This is a genomic window from Psychrobacter sp. NG25, assembly GCF_015234355.1.
In the GTDB taxonomy this organism is placed as follows: domain Bacteria; phylum Pseudomonadota; class Gammaproteobacteria; order Pseudomonadales; family Moraxellaceae; genus Psychrobacter.
Window position 1 is genome coordinate 18,299 of the sequence record NZ_JADGMV010000004.1, and the last position, 10,783, is coordinate 29,081.

Here is a 10,783-nt window from a genome sequence, read left to right on the forward strand (position 1 = left end):
CGTGTATTGACCTCCACTAATAACTTACGAGTATTAGCAAACAATTGAAAGCCAATTTGTGAGGTTTTGAGGCAAAAACTTAAATTAAGCGACAGCTGATGACGTCTTACTACGCTTCTGAGCTTTTGTAGACAAAACTGATGACAATTCTATCTATAGTGACTCAGGAATTAGCTAGAGTTTGTAGGTGAGTGGTGTGAATATAGAGATGGTTTAGGAGTAAAAGATGAAGTGAAAGTATCGTATTAGCAGAAGGGTAAAGCTCAGATATCTGATGCAGATTGATATTTTCTACTAGATATTGCAAAGTTTTTTTGCTCTGTGATATATCTCCATAAGTATCGAGTTGATAGCATTCTGACGAATTTTCATAGATTTCAATGTCTATACAGAGCCATGCAGTACTTGCGCTGGCACGTAATAGCGACCAAGTTAGGCTATGAAAATTTACTGGTATTTTTTTGCTACTGTCTGTGCAGATACGTTCATTGATAAACTGCCTCGAATAATCAATGCTTGCTATTTTGGGAATGACCTCTGTTTGCGTCGCTACTGAATACTCTCCTAAAGGCTTAATTAATCCATAAAAACTTAAAGAGTTAAGGGTAAAGTATTTGATATCGACTAACTCTTCGATCACCTCATCATCATACCTATAAGTGAAGCGTTGCTCGGCACCTTGAACAGGTTGGTTTTCAAATGTCAGGCTTCCTTTTGGTATTACTTTGATCTCAATTGACTCTTTATGACCATATACAATAGCCGATAAGGTTCTACAGCTTTCCCTCGTATAAATATTGAGTAAGGTAATCTCGATAGAAAGTTGATTCACTCTCTAATCAGCTCAGAATCCTAAGAAAATGGTGTGATCTTTAATTCCTATCTATTACAGCCCCCTAGATATTTATATTGAGTGTTTTTTATAACTAAATTTGATATTTGGTGAAATAGGTTTTGCAAAAAAAATGTGTACAGTTGTATAGTGAAGTAACAACGATATTAATACAAGGTAACCAATTTCAAATTATATATTATTACAACCGAAGGTAATTACATCATAGGAATCATCTAATGATACGACCATAAAAATTATTATTGAAGTGTAATTCTAATACGGATAGTATTATTTTCAATTATGAGTAATAAATAATTAATTAAGTTGACATTAATTTTTGATTCTGCATTTAATAAATTTTTTACCCTAAATTTTTTCATATTGTAAAATTCTATGTTTTAGATTTTATAAAAAATATAATTACTTAGTGAGTAAAATTCTATTTATTATTAGACTATATTTTGTAATATAACATCTAATTAATAGATCTAACAAAATGGAGTGTATTGTGATCACACGGACTGCGAGCAACATTACCAAAGACTCTGTTTCAGCTATGGATATAGCAGCTCGCCTAAAAGAAGGTAGTCTTTGTCCGGTAGCGATTGTTGAAGAGACATTTGCAAACATAAGAGCTTCTGATCCCGCTATTTTTACAGAGTTGCTCGAAGAACGGGCGCTGAAAGAAGCCTATGCTTCTAGAAAACGCCACCGTGAAGGTAATCTACTTAGTCTATGGGATGGTCTCCCTATCGCATGGAAAGACCTTTTTGATATAGAAGGTCGAGTCACTACCGCAGGATCTATTGTATTAAGATCTAACGCACCTGCTACTCATGATGCCGATATGGTTGTAAATGCCACTCGAGCTGGCCTCATATCGATAGGCTGTCTTAATATGACTGAATTTGCCTATTCTGGTCTAGGTCTTAACCCGCATTTTGGTACTCCTCAAAACCCACATGGTACAGGCCTTGCTCGTATTCCTGGTGGCTCGTCATCAGGTTGCGGCGTCGCCATCGCCCGCGGACTAGTACCACTTTCTGTCGGCAGTGATACTGGGGGTTCGATACGTATTCCTGCTGGATTAAATGGCATAGTCGGCTATAAAGGTTCTAGTAGAGCGTTTCCAAAAGGTGGTACGTTTCCACTCTCACCGACATTGGATACCTTTGGTCCACTTGCTGCTGACCTAAAAAGCTGTATCGGTGCGTCAGAAATTCTCAACGGGCGAGACGTCGCAATGCCCAAGCCAACATCTATCAGTCAACTCAAATTCTTTATTCCTAGTAATGTTGTCTTTGAAGATGCACAAGATGCTGTGATAGAGAATTTTGAAGCCAGTGTTCGCGCTTTAGAAAGCGAAGGGGCAATGATCACTCGGGGAGTGAGCAATGAGTTTGGAGAAATAGAGACCCTTGCTGCTAACCACGGTTCCTTGGTTGGCACAGAAGCGTTGGAATTGCACTGGGATCTTGTCCATTCTGAGCACGCGACCCAGATGGATCCACGGGTACTTGAACGTATAATTAGTGCGGAGAACATATCCGCACGTGACTTAATTGTTGTCCAAAGAGAGCGCGCAAGATTAATTCAAAAAAATAGCCAAATTCTAGGTGATCAAATTGTGCTATTCCCCACTACTCCTATTACTGCACCTGAACTTAAACCGCTTGAACAAGATAGTAATTTGTATGTACGTACTAACAAACTCATGCTACGTAATACAGCGCTTGGTAATTTCCTCGATTGGTGTGGTGTTGCCTTACCAAATGGAATAGACCAGAACCAAATGCCGACCAGTATTTTAATGTCAATGCCCGGTGGCCGAGAAAATGACTTGCTGGCGGCAGCACTTACTGTTGAAAGGCTACTACAGTAAAACTTCTAATAACTACCTGATAAATAAGTAAAGAAAATATAAGATCTTTAAAGAAATAAAACTAAACTAAAAGTGTCAAAGGAGAGAGACATGAGTAAAAAAACTATTATATGCGGCTTCGGTACAGATGTAGATTCAGTAGCAGGGTGGATTGGATCATATGGTGGCGGTGAAAGCCCGTCAGACATCCAGCGCGGGGTTTGGGCGTCTGAAGTTGGCGTTCCGCGCCTGTTAAGGCTTTTTAAGAAGTATGATCTACGCACCTCATTTTTCGTCCCCGGCCATAGTCTTGAGACCTTTCCTGATATTGCCAAAATGATTGTTGATCATGGTCATGAAGTAGGTGCGCATGGTTACCTGCATGAAAACCCTATTGCTATGACTCGCGCTCAAGAAGAAGCCGTGATGGAAAAATCCGTTGAGTTGATTACTAAGTTGACTGGGCAAAGTCCACGTGGTTATGTTGCTCCTTGGTGGGAGATGTCTAAATCTACCCCTGAGATTCTTGCTAAATATAATTTTAAATATGACCATAGCCAAGGCTACCGTGATTTTCAGCCTTTCTATGCTAGAGTTGGCGATGATTGGACTGTCATTGACTACTCGAAAACTGCAGAAGAGTGGATGCAACCTATGACCCATGGCGACGAGATTGATTTGGTTGAAATTGCTGCCAACTGGTGTGTGGATGATTTACCACCAATGTTGTTCATGAAAAACGTCCCTAACAGCCATGGCTTTGTCAATCCGCGTGATATTGAACAAATGTGGCGTGATCAATTCGATTGGGTATACCGTAATATGGATTACGCTGTGTTTCCTTTTACAATTCACCCCGATGTCTCTGGACGTCCACATGTACTCATGATGCTTGAGCGTCTAATTGACTATATCAATGGTCATGAAGGTGTTGTTTGGATGCCATTCGAAGATATTGCTGCTGATTTCCGCACACGTTTCCCATTTGAAGGCGGTAAGCGTCCGGAAGTTATTTAAGAACACTGTATTGATGAATTCATGGATCTTGGTGGCATTGTTAAAAGTACTGCTAAGATCATATATAGGGAGAACAGCCATGTGTAGTGCATGTGGAAACCCAGCTGCCCTAGGACATTGGACAGAAGCAGGTGCACAGAAGGGTGGTATCCGTCTCAGGGCGATGTTTAATCGAGTATCCATTTTGAAGCGAGTGCTGAAACCTTATGGGTTTTCAGTTTATGCCGATGGGGTGATCCCGCAAATTCAGCTGATATGTCCAGGTGGGGCTAGAGTAATGGTCAATAATTTAACCGAGCTGTGGGCTGAAGTAGAACGCCTTCAAGGTTTTCCAATCGACCCCTTAGAAACTCAATCAATGGCTTGACCTTAATGCAAATATTTCAGGAAAATCGTCTTAATATCGTTCTATTGAGCGGCTATTTAGGTTCAGGTAAGACGACATGGCTGCGTCATGCGCTTTTTACCAAAGTGTTTGGCAACGCTCAAGTTTTCATTCAAGAAGCGGCCCAGCAACCAGTGGATGACTTACTGTTAGGTGAGGCGATGAGTGTCACTGTTTTGACCGGAACTGCTGGTACTCCTAAGGGTAAAGAAGAGCTGATATCAGCATTACTTGAAGTAGCTGAGTTTCGAACGAGTGGAAGGTCAATCGGTTTAACTATTGATCAGCCTGATACTCTGATCATAGAAACAAGCGGCTTAGCTGATCCCGAAGAAATCATAGTTGCTATTAAAGAGCATCCCGTTTTGATTTATCATTTCGTCCTCAAAGAAACTATCATCATGGCTGACGCCCTACATTTTCATGTGGCGCTAAAGACTGACACATTGTGTCGTCAGCAAGTTTTATCAGCCGATCGTATTGTCATTGCAAAATCAGAGGAAGCGTCCGAGCAGTCCTTATCGAACCTAGTTTCAGCCATTGGCAAAATCAATCCAGCTGCACCAATTTCCTTATCCACATTCGGTGTCGAAAGCCCTGTACCTCTACTACCAGTGCCGACCGAAATCTACGAATCGATTCTCACTAATGCGTGCGCATCAACGACTGTGGTTTCGTTGACGATTCCTAAAGAAGTAGATTGGGTTGGGTTTACTATATGGCTCTCAGCTTTGCTGCACGCTCGAGGTAATACGATCCTGCGAGTTAAGGGTGTTTTGCATACGGATGAAGGCGCGCTATTACTGCAGTCTGTACGTAAGATCATGCAGCAACCTGAAGTTTTACCGCCTGAGAAAAGCGTCTCTAGACCTGGAGATATTGTATTTATAGGGGAGGGGATGAATCAAGAAGCTTTACTAGCTTCTCTATCTTCTTTTTTAGGACAAAGCTGAATTACTCATGTATTTAGGTTCAAACATCGTCTGCACTGGTACTAAAGCAAGTTGATTTTCAAGCCAATCTTTAGGACTATTCGCCTCAATATGTATGGTCTCACTTTTAGTATTGTAGGTATAGCAAGTTATCTTAGAACTGTCCGTTCATTTGAGTAACATACCAAAGCATACTTGTCGCCACTACCTTAGTTATCTTCATAATTAAGAGATAGCAAGAGCACACTATAATTTGAATGGATGCTATCTTTAAAGGCAACATAACTTAGCAAACAAAACATCCTCAGCTTAGCAACTAGGGGTTTTTTTGTCTGACTTCCTAGTTCTGCTAAATATCTACTATAATCGAATTTTTCAGCAATGACATCTGCCAATTATCTTAGACCCTGCTATCATTACCTCACTATAATAACCAGCAATTTCCCAGCGCGTTAAGGAATAACAAATGCCCGACAGTACTGCCAGTCATATTACCCAAATCAATCAAGACGACATCAATAAAGCCGTATGGAATGCTTGTGACACGTTTCGCGGGGTCATCAGTGCCGATACTTATAAAGACTTTATCTTAACCATGCTGTTCTTAAAGTATTTGTCTGACGTATATCGCGATGAGTACAATAAGCTGGTCGAGCAGTTCGGCGACAACCCCGAGCTGATCCACGCCATGATGTCCAAGCAGCGTTTTGTATTGCCTGAAGGCGCAAGCTTTTGGGACTTATACGAGCAGCGCCATCAGCCGGGCAACGGTCAACGTATTGACGAGGCGCTACATGCGATTGAAGAAGCCAACGGTACGAAGCTCAAAAATGTCTTTCAAGACATCAGTTTTAACACCGATAAACTGGGTCAAGAAAAGCAAAAGAACGAGCTGCTACGCCACCTATTAGAAGATTTTGGTAAAGACATTCTGAATCTAAGTGCTGAGCGTGTCGGTAGTCTCGATGTGATTGGTAATGCGTACGAGTATTTAATCAAGCATTTTGCCGCTAGTAGTGGAGCGACGGCTGGCGAGTTCTATACGCCGCCTGAAGTGTCCAATTTGCTAGCGACTATCCTTGAGCCTGTTGAGGGTGATGAAATCTGTGATCCAGCTTGTGGTTCAGGCTCGCTACTCATTAAGTGCGGGGCGATGGTACGCAACAACTCAAATTCCAAGAAGTATGCGCTATACGGTCAAGAAGCCATTGGCTCGACATGGGCACTGGCCAAGATGAATATGTTCCTACACGGCGAGGACAACCACCGTATCGAGTGGGGCGATACCATCCGTAATCCGCTGCTACTCGATAAGGACGGCAAGCACTTATTACAGTTCGATGTGGTGACGGCCAATCCGCCGTTTTCACTGGATAAATGGGGTCATGAGGATGCCAGCAGCGATCCTTACGGTCGCTTCCATCGCGGTGTACCGCCCAAGACTAAGGGCGACTATGCCTTTATCAGTCATATGATTGAAACGCTCAAGTCTGCGACTGGCCGCATGGGTGTGGTCGTACCACATGGCGTGCTATTCCGTGCGTCAAGTGAAGGTAAAATCCGTCAGCAACTCATCGAAGAAAACCTGCTCGATACGGTGATTGGCTTACCCGAAAAGCTATTCTTTGGGACGGGGATTCCAGCCGCTATTCTGCTGTTTAAAAAGAACAAGACCAATGACAAAGTTCTGTTTATTGATGCCAGTAATGAGTTTAAATCAGGTAAAAATCAAAACCAGCTGACTGAAGATAATATTGCTAAAATCATTGAGACGTATAAGGCGCGAGAAAGCGTCGATAAATACGCGTATCTAGCGAGCTTTGATGAGATAAAAGAAAATGACTTTAACCTAAATATTCCACGCTATGTCGATACCTTTGAGGAAGAGGCGGAGATTGATCTGGATGCGGTGCGTGCTGAGCGTCTTGAGTTAAAGGCTGAGTTAGAGAGTCTAGAGACTGAGATGGCAGGGTTTTTAAAGGAGTTGGGTTATGGTGCCTAAAGGTTGGAAATCTGTATATCTAAATGATATATCTGAAAAAATAATGGTAGGCATTGCTAGCGCAGCAACTCATGCATATTGTGACGATGGCATTAGAATGTTACGTAACCTAAATATAAAAGATGGTTGGATTGACGATTCAGATATTCTATTTGTAAATGAAGAGTATGAGAAACAACATAAAAATAAACGGTTGAAAACAGGAGACATATTAACTGTTAGAACTGGTTATCCTGGCGTATCTGCTGTAGTGCCGGAAAAATATAATAATGCTCAGTGTTTCACATCTTTAATTACTAGATTAAATACATCTAATGCACTACCAGCTTATATTTGTCGCTTTATTAACTCAGAATACGGTAAGAAATATATTACATCTGGTGAAGCTGGAGGAGCACAGAAAAACGTAAATGCAGCAATCCTAAAGAAAATGCGTATTCCACTTCCACCACTTCTAGAACAACAAAAAATTGGCAACATCCTATCCACTTGGGATAAAGCGATTAGCACGACTGAGCGTTTGATTGAGAATAGCACCCAGCAGAAAAAAGCCTTGATGCAGCAATTGCTGACGGGTAAAAAGCGTTTGCTTGATGAGTCGGGTAATCGGTTTGAGGGTGAGTGGGAGAAATACCCTGTAGGTGATATTTGTCAATCAATTGTGCCTGGAAGAAATAAACCTAAAGAATTTGATGGGGATATCCCATGGGTAACCACGCCAGAGTTTCAAGGGCGTTATATACCCTCTAAACTGCAAAAAAATTATATATCACAAAGTGTTATTGATGAATGTGGAGCTAAATTAGTACCTGAAGGTGCAGTTGTCATTGCAGCTGTAGGAGATTTGGGATTAACAGCAATAGCTTCAGAAACTGTAGTTTTAAACCAACAGCTTCACGCTTTTATTTGTGGCAAAAAGGTCTATAACGAATATCTGTTTTATTGGCTTTCATACCAGAAACCCTATATGGAAAGTATAGCTTCAAAGACGACAATTCAGTATATGAACAAGAAAAACTGTGAAAGTATTCCAGTAGGATTACCAACTTTAGAAGAACAACAAAAAATCGCCACCGTATTAACCAATGCCGATAAAGAAATTGAGTTACTTGAGCAGCAATTAGCTGATTTGCAGCAAGAGAAAAAGGCGTTGATGCAGGTTTTGTTGACGGGTAAGAAGCGGGTGGTTGATGGGGGGGTGCTTGATGGATATTGACATTACAAATAACATCAACCCGAGAAATATTCAAGATAGAGAAATAGACATTTCATTTAAAGATGCGACAGGAAAAGAGTTCAAATTTAATACTCTATATAAACTACAAGATTTTATAGCTTCTGAAACAGAGTTTTGGATTAAAGCTGAAGAGCCTCTTCAAATAAATGAAAGAGTGAGTCTTGAAGAGCGAACTCAAGTGCATAACTTTAGAACAGAAAAGACCCCTTTAGTTTATTTAATAATGAGCACTGGTCGATGCTTCCAAGATTTAAATCACAGATTTGAGATTGAGTTACATGGATATTTATTTGATACCCAGCCAGACCAAGACAATAAAATAAAAATGGCTATAAACTCTGTCCAGTATGGTCTTAACGGGGGTCAGTTCAATCACTGGATATGGTCCGAACATGTACTTTGTAGAAAAGGACTTAATATATTTAACGAGTCCGGCGCAATAGCAGCTAGTAGTTTTTTTGAAGCTTTCATTGAAAAACCTACATTTACCAACCTAAATAGTTTAGAAGGCTTCAAAGGTGCTCTAATAGCTTACGAATTTCAGATGCAAGGTGAGAACGGTTTAGAAAATAGGATAACTCTCGAAGCCAAATCCGTGAAAGACTTAAAAGATAATATTCTTGAGATACGAGATAACTTGTATACAGACGTGAATAAATCTAAGGAAGAATTCGATAATTGGAAAAAGGGTACAGCCGAATCATACAAGACGGATACCAAAAATTTACATGAGTCTCATAATAAAAAATTCAATCAATGGCTTGTTAAAGTTGAAAACCTTGAAAATACGTATAAAGAAAAATTACGTTTAGAGCCTGCTGCTAGCTACTGGAACACCAAAGCAGAGGACTATAAAAAGTTAGGCAATCGGTGGGCGTTCATTCTTTCAGGATTTGTCGCTGTTGGACTTGCCATTTTTGGTGTTTTATTTTATACGTGGGTAAATGCTCAAGCTACTGAGATAAGTATAGATAGTCTGCAGGGGGTTGTCCTGTTTATTACCCTTCTTTCAGTCTATGCCTTTGCTATAAAAGCACTTTCAAAATTGGTATTTAGCTCTTACCATTTGCAACGTGATGCAGAAGAGCGAGAGCAATTGACCTATCTATATCTGTCATTGACTCATGAAAAAGATGATTTTGATACCGATGCACGCAGTATTGTATTACAAGCCTTGTTTAGCCGAGCAGATACAGGGCTTATATCAGGTGATTCTAGTCCAACTATGCCTGGAGTACATGAGATTATTAATACGTCGTCTAATAGGTAGAGGTGTATGATGGATCTAAGATGTACTAGCCGCACCTTACGCGGCTTTTGGAGTAGTCAGTAGTTCTAAGGCATTAGATAATACTAGAATAAGAAAACCGCCCTAATTAGGGCGGTTTTGAATTTGGAGGGAGCTAAGGAATTGCACCTACGGTAATACTCTCCACAACGGGTTGGCACTAGTGCTTACTTGCAGCTGCACTCCCAGTATACCGCGCTCCAACTTACGTAATTTTTCAACTTATTCATCGTCATTTCTCCTTTTTAAGTATCTATACGTTCTAAGTACAGAAAACAACACTTTGACTTGTAGGTCAAAGGATAGATCCATGGGAATCAGTAAGAGAGCACCAAGTGTAAACCCAACCACTAGAGAAGTTGTTTGCTAACGAATCATACAAAAACATTAGCATATGGCAATTATATTCATTCGACCAAACCATAGTCAAGAGTTAATAAGTATTGACACCAATTAAAATATGACACTATAATAGTGCTAACACTAAATTGATGTCGTAAAATATGGGGTTAAGATGAGCAGCAAGATTCGTACTCAAAACCAAGATGATTGGAAACGTTCTCAAATTAGGATGCCTCAAGAGCAACATGATGAAATTGCCGAATTTGCTAAAGAGCATGATCTATCTCTCAATTCGGCAATGATTGATTTGATTGATAGAGGGCTTTCAACTCTGTATTCAGTAAACCCATCTAGCGTTAAGATTATCAATCTAGAAAATGGGATAAAACGTATTATTCACGGAAAAATGATTAACTCGTTTGACATCGATTTTAAACAGGAACTAAGTGATTTAAAGAAAGATATACAGATGTATTTGGAGTACATGAGTGAGTCACGTTCATTAAAAGATAGGTTTATGTTCTTTAACAAGAATGTTTTTGTGTATGAGGGTGGGCATCACCTTGATATAGTAGATGACGGTGTTGGCAGTCTTAATTGGCTAATTGTTGAAGATCACATAACTGATAAACATATGAAGTATCTTGAAAGTAATAAGTAGCTAAAAATATGTAATTGAATATTGTTTTCAATAATTAAAAAAACGAGAGTGTCTATGAAAGACTTTATTTTTAATACGTTTGACTCGATTGTCTATTGTTTGATGTTCTCTGGTAGAGCATTGCTAGTAGCTACTATCATGTTAATTACAACTTTAATGATTACTTATTTTACTCCAAATGAAATTGAGTTTTTGACTCAATCGATATCCTTTATGCCTTTTC

At 40.0% G+C, this 10,783-nt stretch carries 9 protein-coding genes; 8 read left to right on the forward strand and 1 reads right to left on the reverse strand.

The window, feature by feature from the left end; genetic code table 11:
* Positions 1-163: 163 nt before the first annotated feature.
* A complete protein-coding gene (locus IPZ60_RS07145; RefSeq protein WP_194197157.1) occupies positions 164-832 on the reverse strand; it encodes a hypothetical protein in 669 nt (222 codons plus the stop codon).
* 511 nt (positions 833-1,343) lie between these two features.
* Here IPZ60_RS07145 and IPZ60_RS07150 point away from each other — a divergent pair.
* The 8 genes from IPZ60_RS07150 (at position 1,344) to IPZ60_RS07185 (ending at position 10,560) form a co-directional block, all read left to right on the forward strand.
* Entirely contained in the window at positions 1,344-2,717 is a 1,374-nt protein-coding gene (locus tag IPZ60_RS07150) for an amidase family protein (RefSeq protein WP_194197158.1), read from the forward strand.
* A gap of 90 nt (positions 2,718-2,807) precedes the next feature.
* The gene (locus IPZ60_RS07155) at positions 2,808-3,713 is read left to right on the forward strand and encodes a polysaccharide deacetylase (RefSeq protein ID WP_194197159.1); all 906 of its coding nucleotides are present in this window, start codon (positions 2,808-2,810) and stop codon (positions 3,711-3,713) included.
* Between the two features lie 79 nt (positions 3,714-3,792).
* Complete coding sequence (locus tag IPZ60_RS07160; RefSeq protein ID WP_194197160.1) at positions 3,793-4,080, forward strand: hypothetical protein; 288 nt, start codon at positions 3,793-3,795, stop codon at positions 4,078-4,080.
* Between the two features lie 5 nt (positions 4,081-4,085).
* Positions 4,086-5,051 carry a GTP-binding protein gene (locus IPZ60_RS07165; RefSeq protein WP_194197161.1) on the forward strand — a complete coding sequence of 322 codons (966 nt, stop codon included), beginning with the start codon at positions 4,086-4,088 and terminating at the stop codon, positions 5,049-5,051.
* Between the two features lie 445 nt (positions 5,052-5,496).
* On the forward strand, positions 5,497-7,032 hold the full coding sequence (locus IPZ60_RS07170) for a type I restriction-modification system subunit M (RefSeq protein WP_194197162.1): 1,536 nt from the start codon (positions 5,497-5,499) through the stop codon (positions 7,030-7,032).
* Positions 7,022-8,248, forward strand: a complete 1,227-nt coding sequence (locus IPZ60_RS07175) for a restriction endonuclease subunit S (RefSeq protein ID WP_194197163.1) — start codon at positions 7,022-7,024, stop codon at positions 8,246-8,248. The genes IPZ60_RS07170 and IPZ60_RS07175 overlap by 11 nt, the downstream gene beginning before the upstream one ends.
* On the forward strand, positions 8,238-9,539 hold the full coding sequence (locus tag IPZ60_RS07180) for a DUF6161 domain-containing protein (RefSeq protein ID WP_194197164.1): 1,302 nt from the start codon (positions 8,238-8,240) through the stop codon (positions 9,537-9,539). The genes IPZ60_RS07175 and IPZ60_RS07180 overlap by 11 nt, the downstream gene beginning before the upstream one ends.
* Before the next feature lie 532 nt (positions 9,540-10,071).
* Positions 10,072-10,560, forward strand: coding sequence for an Arc family DNA-binding protein (locus IPZ60_RS07185; protein ID WP_194197165.1), 489 nt, complete (start codon positions 10,072-10,074; stop codon positions 10,558-10,560).
* Positions 10,561-10,783 lie beyond the last annotated feature (223 nt).